Source organism: Bradyrhizobium sp. SZCCHNS1022 (genome assembly GCF_032484835.1).
Taxonomy (GTDB): Bacteria; Pseudomonadota; Alphaproteobacteria; order Rhizobiales; family Xanthobacteraceae; genus Bradyrhizobium.
Genome location: NZ_JAUETT010000001.1, coordinates 438,205 through 456,506 on the forward strand (window position 1 = coordinate 438,205; position 18,302 = coordinate 456,506).

Sequence of the window (18,302 nt, forward strand, 5' to 3'; positions counted from 1 at the left end):
TATCGGATCGTTCGTCCGCGTGAACTTCACTTGGGCATGATCGTTTTCGGATCATGCCGTCACGCTGCAACCCGACACGCCCATCGCATCCCGCGCCCAACGCTCGTGACGATCGCGAGGCGCCCCTCTCATCGAAGCGCGGGACGCAGAGATAGAACCATGGATTTCTGAAAAAGCGAAGATCAATATTTTTCGAGATCCGACTTGACCACCCAAACCAGCTTGATCGGGCGGGCAAAATTAGTTCTTCGGCGCAAGCGGCTTGGCCCCGACGTTTGGTTCGCCACCGCCGCGTCAGCATGTCCAAACTGCGCGACGGCTGCCGCATGGGCGCTTTCCTACCGCGATTGACGGACCGTAAATCATGTAATATCAAAAGTTACATGAGACCCAACAGCCAGCTGTCCGGCGTGCTGCACGTGCTGCTTCACATGGCGGAGCTCGACGGCCCGGCCACGTCGGAGACGCTCGCGCTGATGATGCAGACCAATCCCGTGGTGATCCGACGGATCATGGCGGGCTTGCGGGACCACGGTTATGTGCACTCCGAGAAAGGCCATGGTGGCGGATGGACGCTCGCCTGCGATCTCACCGCGGTCACCTTGCGCGACATCTACGACTCGCTCGGTCGTCCGTCGCTGTTCGCCCTCGGCAACCGGACCGAAAGCCCGGACTGCCTGGTCGAACAGGCCGTGAATGCGGCGCTCGACACCGCCTTCCATGATGCGGAGGCCTTGTTGCTATCTCGTCTCGGCGACGTGACGCTCGCCAGCTTGAGCGCCGATTTCCACCACCGCTTGGTCCAACGCAAGCGGTCGCGCAAAGGACAGGTCTGCGATGCCGGCTGACAGCACCGATGGCGCACAGTCATTTCTGCGCGCGTTTTCCGATCCGGAGATCGTCGCGCGCTACACCGACGGACCGCGCCGCTTCGTGCCCGGTCTCGACGGACTTCATCGGATGGCCTCCATCCTCCTCGCCGAGCGGGCGCCTGCACATGCGAAAGTGCTCATACTGGGAGCCGGCGGCGGCCTCGAGCTCGCGGCCCTGGCCGATGCCCATCCGTCCTGGACCTTCGTCGGTGTCGATCCGTCGGCGCAGATGTTGCGGCTGGCCGAGCGGACGCTCGGGTCCCGCATCGATCGCGTCGAACTGATCGAAGGCTATATCTTCGATGCTCCCACAGGCCCCTTCGACGCGGCGACGTGCCTGCTGACGCTACACTTTCTCTCAGCTTCGGAGCGCCTGAGGACGGTCCGCGCCATCCATGACCGGCTTCGGCCAGGGGCGCCGTTCGTGGCCGCACATGGCTGTCTGCCGCAGGATCCGGCACAGCGAGGGCTTTGGCTGGATCGTTATGCCGCCTACGCCGTCGCCTCGGGTGTCGATCCCGAGCAGGCGAAAACGATGCGCACGACCGTCGAGGCCAGCGTCAACATGCTGAGCCCCGAGGAGGACGAAGCCATTCTGCGCGGCGGCGGCTTTTCCGATGCCAGCCTTTTCTTCACCGCTTTCACCTGGCACGGCTGGACCGGTCACGCGTGAACGTGGGACAATCCCCACCGGCCCGGGGCGTCTTTCGGAGAGTGCTCCGCTTGTCGTGAGAAGTCCCATGACATCTGACGCGGCATCGAGACACTGCGGCGATTGCACGCTGTGCTGCAAGGTGATGGCGATCGAGGCACTGGCCAAGCCGGCCAATAGCTGGTGCTCACATTGCGACCCGAAACGCGGATGTGCAATCTATCAGGCGCGCCCCGGCGAATGCCAGGCGTTCCGCTGCCTATGGCTAGTGAACGAGCTGCTCGACGAGCAATGGAAGCCAGCCAAAGCGAAGTTCGTGCTGACGACGTCGGACGACGGCATCGAGGTGCGCTGCGATCCCGGTCTTCCGGATGCCTGGCGCAGGGAGCCATATCACGCCGAGATCCGCGAATGGGCCGTCTCCGGCGAAGAGCATGACGTCACCGTGGTCGTGATCACCACAGGCGGGCGCATCATCCTGGTCACGCGTGAGCGCGACTTCGATCTCGGCACCGTCGGCCCTGACGAGCGCATCGTCCGTGAACTCGAGGGCACGCGCGTGATCAATGCCACGGTGGTGAAGGCAACGGAGCCGGATCGCAAGTGAGTGCGCGTCATCCGCCGAGCTTCATTGCGGCAACCGGACGATTGCAGCGATCGGTCCGCCGCCGGGCGGTCCCTGATGCTCGGCACCGCCGGAAACGTAGACGGCACTCGTCCCTGCGAGGCCGCTGATCAGACCACCAACCGCAGCGCGGGCATGCCGCGTGGCGCTGATGTCGGTATCCTCCAGCATGGTGTGCCGAAAGCCGCGCACGCTGCCATTGGGCGACGCCTCGGCCTTGGCGAAGATATTGACCAGTTGCCGTCCATCGCCCGACGTGGCGCCGATCGCCAGGCCGACGCTGCCGAGAGCCTCGATCACCGCCGCGGCGTCGATCGCATCCTGCATCACCGCGTGGCCGATCTCGCATGCGCTCGCGGAGTTTTCGGAGTTGCCGAGCACGATCACCACATTATGCATCAGCTCGATGCCGGCCGAGGTCGATGCGACCCGCGAATACAGATCGAACCGCCGCATGACGTGCTCATCGGCGATCTCGCCTTCGATCTCGCCGAGCGCAACTGCAATGCCGAGCGCCGAGGCGCCGCGCGAATAGGCCATCGACGTATAGGCGTTTCCGGTTACGGTCTTGGTGCCGCGTGCCAATGCGGCCTCGACGCGCTCGCTCGTCAGCAGCGGGCATTTGATCTGGGCGAAATGGACATCGCTGGGATCGGCGATGCCGGCATCGAGCATGGCAGCCGCCACGGCCTTGGCGGTTTCCCCGATCTGCGCGCTGCGTCCGAGTTCTTCCGGCAGGAAGTCGCGGGTCTGCGCAATGCCGATGCTCAAGCGCTTGCCCGCCGCCTCACCCGGGCCTCGGTCGCTGACACCATCATGACGGGTAAAGACGGTGATGTGTGGGCTGAGCACGCCTTCGGTGCCGCCGGACATCACGAAGGCAATCCGCTGTTCGACACCGTGCGGCGGCAGATCGAGATGCGGCGCCAGCGCCGCGCACAGCGCGGCAACCGCATACTCCCTGGTGAAATCGTTGACGCCGCCATTGCCCTCGGTCTTGCCGAGAATGGCGACGATCGCGTGCGGATCGATCGCTCCGGACTCGATCCGGCTCATGAGGCCCGAGACGTCCCCGGGGCCATGGGTCGCGATGCGAATGACGTCCACCGATCTTGTCCGCATGCGAACCTCTTGCATCTGCTCTCCCGGCGCGTCGTCCAGCAAATTCCCCTACCAGGTTCGTCTAGCAAGATTGACGCCAGCGCGGAGCTGAAGCCAGCCGATACCGCAGCTCATCACACCGGCGGCAAGATGCGCCTGTCGGCCGGCAGCCCTCATGCTAATATAGGTGAACGATCGCAACCGGTGGTGATTCACGCGGATGTTCGAGCGAACCTATCGTCAGCGTCTTGAGACTGATCTGGCGCGGTGGGAGGCCGATGGCCTGATCACGCCCTCGGCAGCGATTGCCATCCGCAACGCACTGCCGCCGCTTTCGCCTGCCGCCAACATCTCGGTGGTGGTCGGCATCGTCGGCGGCCTGTTGATCGCGGCGGCGTTCCTCGCCTTCGTCGCCGCGCATTGGACCGATATCGCGCGCCTGTTGCGTTGCGCCATTCTGGCGGCCGGCATCATCGTCGTTTACGGCCTCGGGGCGTGGTTCGCGCGCGCCGACCGCTCCATCCTCGCCGATCTTTGCGCCAGCGTCGGCGCGATCATCTTCGGCGCCGGCATCGCGCTGGTCGGCCAGATGTATCACCTCGGCTCGGATTTTGCGGGCGGCATGCTGCTGTGGGCGATCGGCGCACTCGCCGCGGCCGCGCTCACGGGCTCGCGCGGTGCGCTGGCGACGGCCCTCGTCGCGGCATGTATCTGGAGCGACATGCGCCTGTCCGAGGGCGATGAGGTGCCGCACCTTGCCTTCGTCGGGTTCTGGCTCGTTGCCGCCGGCCTTGCCGTGCTCTGGCAGTCGCGGGTCGCCGCCCATCTGGTCGCACTGGCCGCCGTCAACGGCTGGATCGCAACCGCGTCGCGGCTCGACCTGGCCGATCCACTCGCGGTGTTCGCCGACGGCACGGCATTGCTGCTCGGCGCAGGGCTGGCGCTGGCCGCGCTGCGTCCGCCGCGGCTGTCGGGCTTCGGTATCGTACTATCCGCCTATGGCGGCTTCATGCTGGCCGTGGTCGCCGTCCTGGGCGGCGTGGCATTCGACTCCCTGCTTCACCCGCGCTCGGGAGCGGGTCATCCCGCCTGGGCCCATATCTGCGGCATCGGCGGCATGTTGCTGGCCTTCGCCGCTGCCGCGATGACACGGCGCCCTGGCCCGGCCTTGGCGGGACTCGCGAGCGGGCTTGCGCTGCTCGCGCTGGAGCCGGGGATCGTCGGGCAAGGCGGCCAGCCATGGCTGGTTTACGCCATCGAGCTCGGCGCCATGATCTGCCTCGTCATCTCCGGCATGACCGATACGGCGCTGCCGCGCATCGTCGCCGGCTGGCTCGGCATCGCCGGCGTCATCGCCGCCATCACCTGGATCGTCAGCGAATCCCTGTTGAGCCGGTCGCTGTTTCTCGCGGTGGCCGGGCTGGCCGCGGTCGCGCTCTCGATCCTGCTCAATCGCCTGCTGCCGAGGGATGCACGATGACCCTCAGCTCAGCCGCAGCCGTGACCGATCGCCTGCAGCGCATTCCGAAGGCCGTGCTGTTCGGCGCGGCCGCCTTGATACAACTCGGCTTGCTGGCCGCGATGGTGGTCGACCGCGCGGAGATCCTGCGCGACGGCAAGGAGGTGACCCTGCAAACGCAGCCGGTCGATCCGCGCGATCTCCTGCGCGGCGATTATGTCGTGCTCGGCTACGACATCTCACAGCTCCCCGCGGGCGCGCTCAAGGACCAGCCGGCGCACGGGCAGCACCCTGTGCTGTTCGTCAAGCTCGCGCCCGACCAGAGTGGCGTCTACCACGCGGTCTCGGTGCACACCGAACCGGTCGCGGTGAAGGGCGCAGAGGTGTTGATCCGCGGCCGCGTGATCTCGGGCGCGAGCTGCGGGCCGAAGAGCGACTCGTTTTGCGACAGCTTGGGGGTTCGCTACGACATCGAGAATTATTTCGTGCCGCAGGGCGAAGGCCAGAAGCTCGAACAGCTGCGCAACCAGCGCAAGCTGCTGGTGGTCGCGGCCGTGCTGCCCTCGGGCCGGGCCGCGATCAAGCGGCTCCTGGTCGACGGCACCCCGGTCTATGAGGAGCCGTGGTTCTAGACCCGGTACCGCGGGTCAGCCTGACCCGCCGGCGCGGCCAGGATTGAATCTCAGCGCAGGCTGATCGGCTGGACGATCTCGGCCTGCGACACCGCCGCCGACTGCGCGCGGTAGTTCAGCAGATCATGGTCGAGCGAGGAGAGCACGCACAGCGCCAAGCTCGCCCACACCGCCGCACTGAAATAGAGCGACATCCAGGCGATCTCGTCCTTCCAATGATCGAACTCATGGGTGACGATCCAGCGCGTCGCGGCGTCACGCAGGCCCTCCAGCGGATGCAGCAGCCTAGTGCCGTTGGCTCGCCCGATGCGCCAGCGGTTGAGATACATCGGCACGTCGATGACGATCAGGAAGCCGAGATAGAACGCGATGCCGACGAGGCCCGTGATGAGCAGCCAACGCAGCGGCCCCTCGAATTCCGGCAACAGCCGGCCGAGCCCGATCCCGACCAGCAGGAAGGTGACCGCCCACAGCGAATTCTCGATCGCGTTGCCGAGGAAGTTGGTGGTCAGGACCGCGTACCAGGAGCAGATCTCGGCGACGATGATCAGCGGCACGATGATGCGCGCGATGTTCACGGCGGTTGGCGCGTCCGCGATGGTGCCGAGCTGGCCCAAGATGATGGCCCATTGCGCGGCGAAGCAGACTTCCGCGATCGTTGCCACCGAGCGGCCGACGAACACGCTCGACAGCCAGCTGTCGACCAGGCAGATGCGCTGCACGTCGGCGCGCGGCAAAACCGAGCGGAAAGCGCAGCCGAACACATAGGCCGCGCAGAGCATCAGCATCGACGAGGTCTCCGATCCGCTGGCGGACGTGACGGGCTGGCCGGAGAGCTGGCGGTACAACAGAAACCAGAACGCGACATTCGCAATGCTGACCAGCGTCAGCAGCGCCCACCACCAAGCCACCGGATTGGATGCCGCCTGCCGTCGTAAACCCAGTCGCAACCCCATGGCCACGCTCCACGCTTTTCGTCGAACTGACATTTCAACGTAATGATACTGTCATAATCGACCCGGCAGCCAGTACAAAAAGCCGTGTGCGGCCCCGCGGCCGGCAACCGGGTCCTTACGCCAAGGTTCCGGTCGCGCCACCGCCGCGCAATGGCCGGTGGCGGACGCGGCAAGTCCGGCGACAGGAACTTTCTGCAATGTCGGATGGTTCTTGAAGGCGCCGGGTAAACGCCCGATCATCAGTCGCAAAATCAGGAGACGCGCATCATGGTCAGCGCCCGCGAGCTGCAGCGCGCGCCGCTGCTCGTCTTCACGGTCATCGTCGTTGCGCTGATGGGCATCGCCCTCGTCGCAGGCGGCGCCTGGCTGTTGGCGCTGGGCGGCTCGCTTTATTACATCATTGCCGGCGCGGCGCTGCTCGTCACCGCCTGGCTGTTATGGCAGCGGCGCGCCGAGGCGCTGTGGGTCTATGCCGCGCTGCTGCTCGGCACGATGGCCTGGGCGCTGTGGGAAGTCGGCCTGGATTTCTGGTCGCTGGCGCCGCGCGGCGACGTGCTGGTGCCGCTCGGCATCTGGCTGCTGTTGCCGTTCATCACCGCCCACCTTGCAGGCGACATGCGCCCGGCGCGCTGGGGCCTCGTTGCCGTGCTCGTGCTCGCCGCGATCGTGCTCGGCGCATCCTTGCGCGGCGACCGCTTCGGCCTCAACCGCGTTTTGCAGCAGGCAGCGGCCACGAACGCGCCAGGAAACGCATCAGGAAACGCGCAAGGAAACGCGCAAGGAGCGGACGTCGGGGCGGCACAGGCGCAGTCCGACTGGACCGCCTATGGCGCGACCAATTTCGGCACGCGCTATTCGAGTCTCCACCAGATCACCAAGGACAATGTGAAGGACCTCAAGCTCGCCTGGGAATTCGAGACCGGCGACCGCAAAGGGCCGGATGATCCCAACGAGTTCACCAATGAGGTGACGCCGCTCAAGATCGGCGACCTGCTCTACACCTGCTCGCCGCATCAGATCGTGTTCGCGCTGGATGCGCAGACCGGCAAGCTGCGCTGGACATTCGATCCGAAGATCGAGCATCACAAGAATTTCCAGCACATGACCTGCCGCGGCGTCGCCTATCATGAGACCAAGCCGGGCGCCGTCGACATCACCGGCGCCGCCGCACCAACGGAATGTCCCAAGCGCATCTTCCTGCCGACCAATGACGGCCGGCTGTTCGCGCTCGATGCCGACAGTGGCAAGCCCTGCGAGGGCTTCGGCGATCACGGCCAGATCGATCTGAAGGCCGGCAACGAGATCACGACCCTCGGCTTCTACGAGGGCACCTCGCCGCCTGTCGTCACCGACAAGGTGCTGATCATGGCCGGCGCCGTGATCGACAACTACTCCAACAAGGTGCCGTCGGGCGCGATCCGCGGCTTCGACATCTACTCCGGCAAGTTGATCTGGGCGTTCGACGCCGGCAATCCCGATCCCAACGAGATGCCGTCGGCGACGCATCATTTCACGCCGGGCTCGCCGAACTCCTGGGCGGTCGCCGCCGCCGACGAGAAGCTCGGCCTGGTCTACGAGCCGCTCGGCTCCAGCTCGCCCGACATCTGGGCCGGCAACCGCACTCCGGACGAGGAGCGCTATGATTCCGCGCTGGTCGCGCTCGACATCGCCACCGGCAAGCTGCGCTGGTCGTACCAGAACGTGCACCACGATCTCTGGGACATGGACATGCCGTCGCAGCCGAGCCTTGTCAACATACCCGGCAAGGATGGCGTGGTGCCCGCGATCTACGTGCCGGCCAAGACCGGCAACATCTTCGTGCTCGACCGCCGCGACGGCCACCTGCTGGTGCCCGCGCCCGAGACGCCGGTGCCGCAGGGCGCGGCACCCGGGGACCACGTCTCGCCGACCCAGCCGTTCTCCGATCTCAGCTTCCGCCCCCGCGAGAAACTATCCGGCGCGCAGATGTGGGGCGCCACGATGTTCGATCAGCTCGCCTGCCGCATCAAGTTCAAGCGGCTGCGATATGAGGGGCCGTTCACGCCGCCGTCCGAACAGGGCACGCTGGTCTACCCGGGTGATTTCGGCATGTTCGAATGGGGCGGCATCGCCGTCGATCCGGTCAGGCAGATTGCGATCGCCAATCCGCAATCGATTCCGTTCGTGTCGCGGCTGGTGCCGCGCGGCAAGGACAATCCGGCAGCGCCGAACGCAGCGCATCCGCCCGGCACCGAGCTCGGCGTGCAGCCGATGTACGGCACGCCCTATGGCGTCGATCTCGGCATTTTCCTGTCGCCGCTCGGCATTCCCTGCATGGCGCCGCCCTGGGGCAGCCTCGCCGCGATCGACTTGAAGACCAACCAGATCGTCTGGCAGCACCGCGTCGGCACCATCCGCGATGAAGCGCCGCTGCCGCTGCCGTTCAAGCTCGGCGTGCCGATGCTCGGCGGCCCGATGGTCACCGCCGGCGGCGTCGCCTTTCTCACGAGCACGATGGACTACTACATCCGCGCGTTCGATGTGAACGACGGACGGCTGTTGTGGCAGGACCGGCTGCCGGCCGGCGGCCAATCGACGCCGATGACCTATGAGGCCGGTGGCCGGCAATATGTCGTGACCGTCGACGGCGGCCACGGCTCGTTCGGCACCAAGCTCGGCGACTACGTCCGCGCCTACGCGCTGCCGGGCAATGTCGCGCGCCGGTGAGATTAGTTGTAAATATCGTCATTGCGAGGAGCCGACGGCGACGAAGCAATCCAGACTGCCTGCTCGGCCCTGGATTGCTTCGCTTCGCTCGCAACGATGTCGAGTGCGCTCAGTGGCCCGAGTTCGCCGGCGCCGGCACTGCGGTGCGGTTGGCGAACACGTTGACCGGCTGGTACGAGAACACGTCGCGGCTGCGCGGGTCGACCGTGACCTTCAGCCAGCGCACGTCATTGTTGCCGTTGCCCTGGTTGTCGCCGAAGGTCTCGACGCGGGTGAAGTTCTCCAGACGGCGGCCTTGCGAGTCCAGAAACGGCTGGTCGACGCGGAAGTAGTGCGAATCGCCATGCACGTAGGCCACGGGTTTGCGGAAGGCGATCACCTCGTCGCGCAGCGCCGTCAGGAAGCTGACGAATCCGTCCGGCTGGCCGTCGGTCTCGGCGAGCGTTTTCGGATTGCGCAGCGGCGCGCGCGTCGGGTCCGAGAGGTCCCAGCCCGGATTGGCCTGCGAGATGAACATCACGGCGACCGAATTGCGCTGCTTGGCGACCGCGAAGGTCTGCTTCATCCAGGCGATGACGGCGGCGTTGCGGGCATTGAACTCGGCCGGATCAGGATTGGTGTCGCAGAGATTGTTGCAGGAGCCCTGGACGTTCAGCGTCGCATAGGTGACGCGGCCGACGTGCCAGCGGCGGTTTTCGACGCAGCCGGTCATGTTGCCGGAGGCATCGAGGCAGAGCTTGTCGGTCTGCACCTCCTGGCGCAGGCGGTGCTTGCCGAGCGTGAATGGGGTCGAGAAGAACACCTTTCGCTCGTAGTCGAGACGGTCGCGCGAATTGAAGCCGCCATTGGAGGCGCGATCGCAGTCGACCCAGTCATTGTCGCCGGGCGTGAAGACCGCCGGCGCTTCCAGGCTGTTGAAATTGGCCAGCGCCTGCGCATAGAGGCCGGCGTCGCAGAGCGAGCCGGAGCCCTGCTTCAGGTCGCCGTCATGCGCGGTGAACTTCAGCCGATGCGCGTTCATGTCGGCAATCAGGTTCGGCACGCCGACGGTCGCCTGCAGCGTCGAATACGGCAGATCGCCCCACAGACCGATTTGATAGGTCTCGTCGTCGTCAAAATCGAAGTCGGAATCATGCGCGGCCGCCGGCACTGAAGCGGCGATCGACAACAGCGGCGTCGCGAGCAACAGCAATTTGCGCAGACGCGGCAGCGCGCGCAACCACGACGACGAATCGTTTGGACTCGTTGACATCAAGAATTCCCCCAATACGGAAAATAGCCGCCGTCCCAGCGGCGGCGCGCCACCATGTTCGGCGTCGTTAACCGGGGCATGACGGCTGCTTGACAGCGAGCTGACGGCCAGATGTCAGGACGGTGAGCCGCCCCGGCGGTCAATTCCGGTCAAGCTTGGGGATGACGCGAGAGCCTGTCCGAGGTCGCGCAGCTAAGGCGCGAGGTAACGCACCAGGTCGGGGCTGTGGCGGACCTCGTCCGCCGGGCCCTGCAGCGCGACGCGGCCACGGTCGAGCACATAGGCGTAGTCGGCGACGCGCAAGGCGAGCTCGAGATGCTGCTCGACGACGATCACCGCGATCTCCTTGGCGAGATCGATCAGCCGCTCCGTGATCTCCTCGATCACCCCGATCCAGACGCCCTCGGTCGGCTCGTCCAAGAGCAGCAGCTTGGGCTCGCCCAGCATCGCACGGCCGATCGCCAGCATCTTGCGCTCGCCGCCGGACAGCGTTCCCGCCGGCTGGTCGAGCCGCTGTGCCAGCTTCGGAAAGATCGCGAGCACGCGGTCGACGGCCGCGGCGTTCTTGTTGAACAGCGACCCGACGGCGAGATTGTCGCGCACCGACAGCCGCGCGAACACCGAATGCTCCTGCGGCACATAGCCGATGCCGCCGCGCACGCGTTGCTCGGTCGGACTACGGCCGATGTCGCGGCCATCGAACATCACCTCGCCCTTCCAGACCGGAAGGTCGCCGACGATGGTCTTCATCAGGGTGGTCTTGCCGGCACCGTTGCGACCGAGCACGGCGACCCCGCCGCGCCAGGGGATGCCCAGATTGACGTCGAACAGGACCTGGCTGCGATTGTAGCCGGTGTCGAGATGGCGGATATCGAGGAAGCTTTGCTCAGGCACGGCGTAAATAGATCTCCTGCACGCTGCGGCTCGCCTGGATCTCGGCCACCGTGCCGGTCTCCAGCACCGCGCCCTGGTCGAGCACGGTGAGGCGATCGCAGATATCGCGGATGAAATCGAGATCGTGCTCGACGATGACCAGCGAGCAGTGCGCCTTGATCGGCGCGAGCAGCTCGCCGGTGACGCGCCGCTCCTCCAGGCTCATGCCCCCGGTGGGCTCGTCGAGCAGCAACAGCCGCGGCTTGGCGGCGAGCGCCATCGCAATCTCCAGCCATTGCTGCTGGCCATGCGACAGCGCCGAGGCCGGATCATGGGCGCGGTCGGCGAGCCGAAACTGCTGCAGCATGGTCATGACCTGGTCGTGCAGCGCGCCGCGCGTCCGCGACAGCACGAGATCGAGCAGCGAGGCCTGCGCCTGCAGCGCCAGCAGGATGTTATCGTAGAGCGAGAGCGCCGGCAGCACGCTGGTGATCTGGAATTTCAGGCTCATGCCGGCGCGGGCGCGCTCGGCCGGCGACAGCGCGGTGATGTCCTGCCCGGCAAAGCGGATGCTGCCTTGCGTCGGCGTCTCGGCGCCGGCGACGCATTTCATCAAAGTGCTCTTGCCCGAGCCGTTCGGCCCGATCAGGCCGTGGAATTCGTTTTCGGCAACGGTGAGGGCGGCGCCATTGAGGGCCGTGAGCTTGCCGAAGATCTTGACGATGCCCGAAGCTTCAAGAAGCGCCATGACCGACCTTTTGATGGCTGCCCTGCTTTGGCGTGATGCCGAAACGGCCGACGCGCTCGCGCTCGGACAGGACGAAGCTGATCAGCCCCAGCGGACGGAACATGATGACGAAGAGCAGCAGCACACCGAGGATGATCGGCCAGACGTCGCGGTAATTGTCGGAGAGCCAGAAGCTGACGCCCTCGATGATCACGGTACCGATCACCGCCCCGATCAGGGTGCCGGAGCCGCCAAACAGCACGTAGAGCACGACCTGGGTCGAGATGACGACGCCGACCATGTTGGGCCAGACGAACCCCTCGTGCACGGCGTAGAGACTGCCGGCCAGCCCAGCGATGGCACCACCGATCGCGAACACGATGGCTTTGAGATGCTGCACCTTGTAGCCGAAGAAAGCGATGCGGGTCTCGTTCTCGCGCAAGCCCGCGAGCGCCAGCCCGAATTGCGAGCGCACCAGGAAGCGGCAAAGCAGATAGACGACGACGAGCAGCGCGAGCGCGAAATAATAGAAGACCGGCCCCTCCTCGAACTCGTAACTGCCGAGTGTCATGGGCGGAATCGAAGGGATGCCGTTCTGGCCGCCGAGATAATACCAGCCGCGCGCAAGACGATCGGCGGCATAGGAGCCGGTCAGGGTGCCGAGCGCGACGAAGATCATGCTGGTCGGATGCCGCCCCAGCAGCAGGAAGCCGCCGAGCAGCAGCGCGAACGTCAGCCCGATCAGCACGCCGGCCGGCAGCAGCAGCAGGAGCGCCGAGACGTTGAGATCGCGCCCGAGCAGCGCGACGCCATAGCCGGCGGCACCGAAGAACAGCGCCTGGCCGAAGCTCATGATCCCGGCATACCCCCACACCAGATCGAAGGAGAGCGCGAACAACGCCAGGATCGCCACGCGGGTGGCGAACACCGTGAGATAATCCGGCAGCACGAGCGGCATTGCTGCTGCCAGAACCAACAGGACGAGCTCTACGATCGGCAAGACCTTCCAACGCGGCCCGCTCGCTGCTGCCGCCGGCGCAAGGCCCGCCACTCCACTGTCAGCCATCAACGAATGCCATCCTTGCCACTGTCCATTTCTAACGTGATCTAGTTCTAACGTGTGCCAGCAGACCCTCACGGTGAGGAGGCGTGTCAGCGCCGTCTCGAACCATGAGGCCCCATTCCTCCGGCCTCGTCCTTCGAGACGCTTGGCTTCGCCAAGCTCCTCAGGACGAGGAGGTCGCGCCATTCACAAGCAGCTTCTCATCACGCCTCAGCATTCCTTCGGATCGACGAGACCTTCGCTGCGCGCGACGATCTCGTACTTTCCGCCCTTGGCCACCGCCGTATACATCTTCATCTTGCAGTGGCGCTTGCCCGGCACCATCTCTGCGGGCCCGCCCGGTCCTTCCGCGATCTTGGCGTGATCGAGCGCGGCCGCGACGGACTCGCGGTCCACTTTGCCGGCCTCCTTCACGGCGGCCGCCCACAGCATCAGGCCGCGATAAGTGCCGGTCGCCGCCGAGCCAGCGGCGAACAGGAAGTTGCCGGGATAGTCCTTCTCATAGGCCGCCTGGATCTTGGCCGAGACCGGATCGTCCTTGGTCAGCACCTTGAAGTAGTCGAGGCAGCTTGCCAGCCCCTCGATCTCACTGGCCTGGTTGATGCCGAGCGTGTTCTCGTCATAGTAGACGCAGGCAAGCCGCCCGCCGTTCTTCTGGAAGCCGGCCTCATAGAGCTGCTTGAAGAACGGGCCGACGCCGGGCGGAATGATGGTGTTGAAGACGACGTCGACCTTGTTGGAGACGATGCGGTTGACGGTCGCGGAGAAGTCGACCTGGTCGAGCGGATAATATTCCTCGAACACGACCTCGCCGCCGTTCGCCTCGATCACCTTGCGCGCATATTCGTTCAGCACATGCGGCCAGACATAATTGGCCGAGGGCAGCGCGAACTTCTTGCCGCCGTTCTTGATCAGCCAGGGAATGAACTCGTCGCATTGCTGCGCCGGCGTCGGTCCGGTGCAGAACAGATAGGGCGTGCACTCCTTGCCTTCGTAGAGCTGCGGGTAGATGTAGAGCGTCTTGCCCCGCGCGACGATCGGGTCCTTGATGGCATTGCGCATCGACGAGGTGATGCCGCCGAGAACCATGTCGACCTTGTCGCGCTGGGTCAACTTGCGCACGTTGCCGACCGCGACCGATTCGTTCGACGCGGTGTCCTCGATGAACAGTTCGATCGGCCGGCCCAAGAGGCCACCGGCATCGTTGAGCTGCTTGATCACCATCTTGGCGGTGTTGGCGTCGGCGTTGCCGGCATAGCCCATCGGGCCGGTCAGGTCGGTGGCGATACCGACCTTGATCGGGCCTTCCGCCGCATTGGCCCACTCGGGCCGGATCACCCAGCTGCCGACTCCGGTCGCGATCGCGCCGGAGGCGACGGCCAAGCCGGACAGGAAGCGCCGGCGCGACAGATCCCCATGAAACTCAGACATGAAACTAAACCCCCTTGCCAGATAGCAGGCCTTGCGGCCGGAATTTGATGAAAGCGATGGCGAGAACGAAGACGAGCACGTCGGCGATGACGGGCGCCATCACCCATGGCAGCGCCGCGCTCATGGTGCCGATCACGGCCGCGCCCGCGACCGGGCCCATGAACGAGCCGACGCCGCCGACCATGACCGCGACGAAGCCCTGGATGAGGAAGCGGATGCCGAGATCGGCGAACAGGCTGAACACCGGCACCACCAGCGCGCCGGCAAGGCCGGCGAGTGCGGCACCGAAGGCAAAGGTCGCACCATAGATCTTGGCGGTGGAGATCCCCGAGGCTCGCGCCAGCGCCGGATTTTCCAGCGTTGCCCGCACCCGCAGGCCGAAGCTCGTGCGCGACAGCAGCAAGTAACAGCCGATCATGACGGCGACCGTGACCACCACGATCACGAAGCGCCAGGCCGAGATGTGCACGCTGCCGAGATCGATCGAGCCGCCGATCGGCTCCGGCACGGAGAGATACAACCCGCCGATCAGGCCGCGCACGATTTCCCGAATGATCAGACTCAGCGCATAGGTGCCGAGCATCGCCACGATCGGCGCAGCATAGAAGCGCCGGATGATCAGCGCCTCCAGGACGAAGCCGAGCCCCCCGACCAGGAACGGCGCCGCCGCCATCCCGATCCACACCGGCATGCCGTGCGAATGGGCGAGGTAGGTGATATACGCGCCCAGCAGCACGAATTCGCCCTGGGCGAAGTTGAAGATGCCCATCATGCTGGCGATGATGCCGAGGCCCAGCACCACCAGCACGATGATCGCGGCAAAGCTCAGGATCTCGAAGCCGGCGACGAACGAACTAGCCATGGCTTACGGTCCATTCCGGCGGCAACGGCGGCTCCCTCACATCTTCTTCCAATCGCCGGCCTGCTCGAAGGCGTGCGCGGCGCGATAGATCGTCGTCTCTGCAAAATGCTTGCCGACCAGCATCAGGCCGACCGGCAGCCCATCGACCATGCCGCAGGGCAGCGACATCGCGGGATGATGGCTGATGTCGAACGGGGCGGTGTTGGTAATCATTTCGAGCGCGCGCGCGACATAGTCCTCGCGGCTTGCGGTCGGCTCCGGCAGCGGCGTCGCCTTCATCGGCGTGGTCGGCAGCAGCAGGAGATCGTACTTGGACAGCGCGTGGTCATAGGCGGCGGTCAGCCGCCGCGAGATGTTCTGCGCCTTGCCGTAGAAGCGGGGCCCGTAGATGTTGTTGATGTAGGTGCCGAACAGCAGGAACAGCTTGGTGGTTTCCGACAGCGCGTCGGCCTGGCGGCGCCAGCCGCGATGGAAATCCATCAAGGATGTCGAGTACAGGTCGGGCCGGCTCAGGCCGTAGCCGTCGCCGACCATCATGGTCTGGGTCATGCCCTCCACGCCGATCGGGGTCCAGATCGCCGGCCCCATCAGGTGCATCGGGATCGAGATCTCTTCCACGATCGCGCCGAGGCTGGCGAAGCGCTTGGCGGCTTCCTTGACGCTCTCATTGACCGCAGCTTCCGCGCCGGGCTGCTCGAAGCCCTCCTTCAAGATGGCGATCTTCATGCCCTTCACGCCGGCACCGAGCGCCTTGGTGTATTCCTCGACCTTCGGGGCCTTGATGCGCGGATCATAGCCGTCGTCGCCCGCGACGACCTCCAGCAGCAGCGCGTTGTCCTCGACCGTCGCCGTCATCGGCCCGGTGTGATCGACGAAGATCTCGATCGGCATGATGCCCGTATACGGGACGAGGCCCCAGGTCGGCTTCAGGCCGTAGATGCCGCAGAACGAGGCCGGCATGCGGATCGAGCCGCCCTGGTCGCCACCCATCGCCATGTCGACCTCGCCGAGCGAGACCACGACGCCAGCGCCCGATGAGGAACCGCCGGCCGAATAGCCCATCTTGTGCGGGTTGTGCACCGGGCCCGTCGCGCCGGTGTGGCTGCCGCCCGACATGCAGAAGGATTCGCAGTGCACCTTGCCGGCGATCTCGCCGCCGGCATCCAGGATGCGCGTCACGACCGTGGCGTCGAAGTCGGGCATATAGCCCTCCAGCGTCGCCGAGCCGTTCATCATGGGAACGCCGGCGAGCATGATGTTGTCCTTCAGCGCGACGGTCTTGCCCTTGAGCTTGCCGGACGCGGCCCCTTTCACGGTCGCCTTGCGATACCAGGCGTTGCGCGGATTCTCCGAAGGCTGCGGGCGATAGCCGGGTGTGCGCGGATATTTCACCTCCGGAACCTCGTCCGGCAGCGCCGCCACCAGATTATAGGCCTCGACCGATCCCTGCATCAGGCCGCGGAACGAGGCGACATCCTCATCCGTTAGCGACAGGCCACATTGCGTGGCGACGTCTTGGAGTTGGCTGGGAGTGGGAAGCACGACCGACACGGCGCTCTCCTGGGTGCTGTTTTGTTGCGCGATACGTTTCTTGCACGCCGCCAAGCCCGGGCAGGCTCGGCAACGCGTCGGAATTACTAGAACCTGAAATATTTTCCTTTTCAAGAATTATTTTATGCCGCGGCCGGCTTGAGCTTCGGGATCGCGAGAAGCGTCAGCGACGCCGTCGCCCTTCGGGCTATGGCGGACAAGTCACTCCGCCCGCGATGACGATCCCTTTAGCTTTCCGGCAAACTCAGAACGTCCTGATGACGCTGAAGTCGAGGCCGTCTGCTTGGCAAAGATACATCGGCATCTCGGCCCGGCCGTTGCGAATCGTGACAGGCCCGCGCGCGCCGGCATAGACGAGGTTGCGGCCGGCCGCCTGGAGCGGCCGCAGCGCCAGCGAGCCGGCGCGCTGAGCAGCCGCCTGCAGGAAGCGCAAGCCTTCGTAGTTGGACTGCCCGACCGAGCCGACCGGCGGGGCATGGACCCCGAACATGCCGGTATAGCGGCTCATGAACTCGTCGTTGGCCCTGGAGCCGACGCAGTTGAAATAGCCGGAGGCGCAGAACAGGTTCTCGGTGTTGTCAGCGCCGATGCCGAGCAGCACCGTCTCGTCCATCGCACCGGCCAGCCGCAACGTGGTTGCGGCAAGGCCGGCCTCCGCAAAAGCCCGATTGAAGGTGATGCTATCGGTGCCGATCAGAGAGATCAGCACGACGTCGGGCTGCGCGGCGCGAATCCGCGCCAGATGTGCTTCGTGATTGTCCTCGCCGACCGGCACAAACTCCTCGCCCACGATCTGACCACCGGCTTCCGCGATATAGGTCTTGATCGACCGGTGCGATTGCCAGGGCCAGACATAGTCGCTGCCGATCAGGTACCAGCGCAGCGCCTTCCTGGTGTCGGCAAGCCAGTGGATCGCAGGCCGGGTCTGACTGCGTGGGACTTCGCCGATCGCCATCACGCCGGGCGTGCGCTCACCGCCCTCATAGACCGGCGTATAGATATAGGGCACGCGGCCGCGGGTGACCTTGCGGAGCGCCACCCTGACCGCGCTGATATGCGAGCCCATGATGATGTCGACTTCATCGAACTCGACCGCGTCGCGGGCGCGCTGCACGACATCCTCGATCGCCCCACCGGAGTCATACATCGCAAGTTCGAGCTCGCGCCCGAGAATGCCGCCGCGCGCATTGATCTCGGCGACTGCCAGCAGCGCACTGTTGACCGATGACGGCCCCCAAATTCCCGGCGAGCCGGAAAAAGTCAGGAAGTTGCCGATCCGCAGTTTGTTGCGGGCGCCGCCCCGCTCGAACCGGTCGCGATCCAACGGAGACAAGCGCGGCACGCCGGACGGCGCGGGCGAGCCCCTGAACAGCAGATGCGGCGGGACGTTGACATGAGCTGAGACAGGGACTGTCGAAAGCACACTCACTCCTTGGCCGTCATGCGTGGCCATCATGCACGGGCCGGCACCTTTGCCGACGATTGAAGCCAGTAATTATTGAAGCCAGTAATTTGAGCACCCGCGCCCACAAATATCCTA

The 18,302-nt window shown here is 65.4% G+C and carries 16 protein-coding genes; 6 read left to right on the plus strand and 10 right to left on the minus strand.

The features are described 5' to 3' along the window. Window positions 1–383: 383 nt before the first annotated feature. The 3 genes from QX071_RS01955 to QX071_RS01965 all read left to right on the plus strand — a co-directional run bounded on the left by QX071_RS01955 (window position 384) and on the right by QX071_RS01965 (window position 2,131). Window positions 384–848 (plus strand): Rrf2 family transcriptional regulator, encoded by a 465-nt coding sequence (locus QX071_RS01955; protein ID WP_315702535.1) that lies wholly within the window; start codon window positions 384–386, stop codon window positions 846–848. Continuing rightward, complete coding sequence (locus QX071_RS01960; protein ID WP_315702534.1) at window positions 838–1,545, plus strand: class I SAM-dependent methyltransferase; 708 nt, start codon at window positions 838–840, stop codon at window positions 1,543–1,545. Before QX071_RS01955 ends, QX071_RS01960 begins: the two co-directional genes overlap by 11 nt. A 67-nt stretch (window positions 1,546–1,612) precedes the next feature. Beyond that, on the plus strand, window positions 1,613–2,131 hold the full coding sequence (locus QX071_RS01965) for a hypothetical protein (protein ID WP_315702533.1): 519 nt from the start codon (window positions 1,613–1,615) through the stop codon (window positions 2,129–2,131). 21 nt (window positions 2,132–2,152) lie between these two features. Here the strand turns inward: QX071_RS01965 and QX071_RS01970 are convergent, their stop codons facing one another. Continuing rightward, on the minus strand, window positions 2,153–3,271 hold the full coding sequence (locus tag QX071_RS01970) for a ring-opening amidohydrolase (RefSeq protein ID WP_315702532.1): 1,119 nt from the start codon (window positions 3,269–3,271) through the stop codon (window positions 2,153–2,155). Between the two features lie 199 nt (window positions 3,272–3,470). Between QX071_RS01970 and QX071_RS01975 the strand changes: the two genes are divergently transcribed. Together QX071_RS01975 and QX071_RS01980 are read left to right on the plus strand one after the other, a co-directional pair. After that, window positions 3,471–4,730: a DUF2157 domain-containing protein gene (locus QX071_RS01975; protein WP_315702531.1), complete on the plus strand. Its 1,260-nt coding sequence runs from the start codon at window positions 3,471–3,473 to the stop codon at window positions 4,728–4,730. Beyond that, window positions 4,727–5,341, plus strand: a complete 615-nt coding sequence (locus QX071_RS01980; protein ID WP_315702530.1) for a GDYXXLXY domain-containing protein — start codon at window positions 4,727–4,729, stop codon at window positions 5,339–5,341. The genes QX071_RS01975 and QX071_RS01980 overlap by 4 nt, the downstream gene beginning before the upstream one ends. Window positions 5,342–5,391: 50 nt before the next feature. On the opposite strand, the gene QX071_RS01985 is transcribed toward QX071_RS01980, so the two are convergent. After that, window positions 5,392–6,297, minus strand: a complete 906-nt coding sequence (locus QX071_RS01985; protein ID WP_315702529.1) for a hypothetical protein — start codon at window positions 6,295–6,297, stop codon at window positions 5,392–5,394. A 267-nt stretch (window positions 6,298–6,564) separates the two neighbouring features. Between QX071_RS01985 and QX071_RS01990 the strand changes: the two genes are divergently transcribed. After that, complete coding sequence (locus QX071_RS01990) at window positions 6,565–9,003, plus strand: glucose/quinate/shikimate family membrane-bound PQQ-dependent dehydrogenase (RefSeq protein WP_315702528.1); 2,439 nt, start codon at window positions 6,565–6,567, stop codon at window positions 9,001–9,003. A 109-nt stretch (window positions 9,004–9,112) separates the two neighbouring features. Here the strand turns inward: QX071_RS01990 and QX071_RS01995 are convergent, their stop codons facing one another. The 8 genes from QX071_RS01995 to QX071_RS02030 form a co-directional block, all read right to left on the minus strand. Continuing rightward, window positions 9,113–10,255, minus strand: coding sequence for a hypothetical protein (locus tag QX071_RS01995; RefSeq protein ID WP_315702527.1), 1,143 nt, complete (start codon window positions 10,253–10,255; stop codon window positions 9,113–9,115). A gap of 192 nt (window positions 10,256–10,447) precedes the next feature. After that, window positions 10,448–11,149 (minus strand): ABC transporter ATP-binding protein, encoded by a 702-nt coding sequence (locus QX071_RS02000; RefSeq protein ID WP_315702526.1) that lies wholly within the window; start codon window positions 11,147–11,149, stop codon window positions 10,448–10,450. Next, complete coding sequence (locus tag QX071_RS02005) at window positions 11,142–11,876, minus strand: ABC transporter ATP-binding protein (RefSeq protein ID WP_315702525.1); 735 nt, start codon at window positions 11,874–11,876, stop codon at window positions 11,142–11,144. The genes QX071_RS02000 and QX071_RS02005 overlap by 8 nt, the downstream gene beginning before the upstream one ends. Then, on the minus strand, window positions 11,863–12,921 hold the full coding sequence (locus tag QX071_RS02010; RefSeq protein ID WP_315702524.1) for a branched-chain amino acid ABC transporter permease: 1,059 nt from the start codon (window positions 12,919–12,921) through the stop codon (window positions 11,863–11,865). Before QX071_RS02010 ends, QX071_RS02005 begins: the two co-directional genes overlap by 14 nt. Window positions 12,922–13,128: 207 nt before the next feature. After that, entirely contained in the window at window positions 13,129–14,349 is a 1,221-nt protein-coding gene (locus QX071_RS02015; RefSeq protein ID WP_315702523.1) for a substrate-binding protein, read from the minus strand. Window positions 14,350–14,353: 4 nt separating this feature from the next. Beyond that, window positions 14,354–15,211, minus strand: coding sequence for a branched-chain amino acid ABC transporter permease (locus tag QX071_RS02020; protein ID WP_315702522.1), 858 nt, complete (start codon window positions 15,209–15,211; stop codon window positions 14,354–14,356). A gap of 36 nt (window positions 15,212–15,247) precedes the next feature. After that, complete coding sequence (locus QX071_RS02025) at window positions 15,248–16,762, minus strand: amidase (protein WP_315702521.1); 1,515 nt, start codon at window positions 16,760–16,762, stop codon at window positions 15,248–15,250. Between the two features lie 244 nt (window positions 16,763–17,006). After that, window positions 17,007–18,185 (minus strand): substrate-binding domain-containing protein, encoded by a 1,179-nt coding sequence (locus QX071_RS02030; RefSeq protein ID WP_315702520.1) that lies wholly within the window; start codon window positions 18,183–18,185, stop codon window positions 17,007–17,009. Window positions 18,186–18,302: the final 117 nt, after the last annotated feature.

Excerpts from the sequence above, each read along its gene's own strand:
- QX071_RS01955 (WP_315702535.1), top strand. The coding sequence starts at position 384 with ATGAGACCCAACAGCCAGCTGTCCGGCGTGCTGCACGTGCTGCTTCAC.
- QX071_RS01960 (WP_315702534.1), top strand. The coding sequence starts at position 838 with ATGCCGGCTGACAGCACCGATGGCGCACAGTCATTTCTGCGCGCGTTT.
- QX071_RS01965 (WP_315702533.1), top strand. The coding sequence starts at position 1,613 with ATGACATCTGACGCGGCATCGAGACACTGCGGCGATTGCACGCTGTGC.
- QX071_RS01970 (WP_315702532.1), bottom strand. The coding sequence starts at position 3,271 with ATGCGGACAAGATCGGTGGACGTCATTCGCATCGCGACCCATGGCCCC.
- QX071_RS01975 (WP_315702531.1), top strand. The coding sequence starts at position 3,471 with ATGTTCGAGCGAACCTATCGTCAGCGTCTTGAGACTGATCTGGCGCGG.
- QX071_RS01980 (WP_315702530.1), top strand. The coding sequence starts at position 4,727 with ATGACCCTCAGCTCAGCCGCAGCCGTGACCGATCGCCTGCAGCGCATT.
- QX071_RS01985 (WP_315702529.1), bottom strand. The coding sequence starts at position 6,297 with ATGGGGTTGCGACTGGGTTTACGACGGCAGGCGGCATCCAATCCGGTG.
- QX071_RS01990 (WP_315702528.1), top strand. The coding sequence starts at position 6,565 with ATGGTCAGCGCCCGCGAGCTGCAGCGCGCGCCGCTGCTCGTCTTCACG.
- QX071_RS01995 (WP_315702527.1), bottom strand. The coding sequence starts at position 10,255 with ATGTCAACGAGTCCAAACGATTCGTCGTCGTGGTTGCGCGCGCTGCCG.
- QX071_RS02005 (WP_315702525.1), bottom strand. The coding sequence starts at position 11,876 with ATGGCGCTTCTTGAAGCTTCGGGCATCGTCAAGATCTTCGGCAAGCTC.
- QX071_RS02010 (WP_315702524.1), bottom strand. The coding sequence starts at position 12,921 with ATGGCTGACAGTGGAGTGGCGGGCCTTGCGCCGGCGGCAGCAGCGAGC.
- QX071_RS02015 (WP_315702523.1), bottom strand. The coding sequence starts at position 14,349 with ATGTCTGAGTTTCATGGGGATCTGTCGCGCCGGCGCTTCCTGTCCGGC.
- QX071_RS02020 (WP_315702522.1), bottom strand. The coding sequence starts at position 15,211 with ATGGCTAGTTCGTTCGTCGCCGGCTTCGAGATCCTGAGCTTTGCCGCG.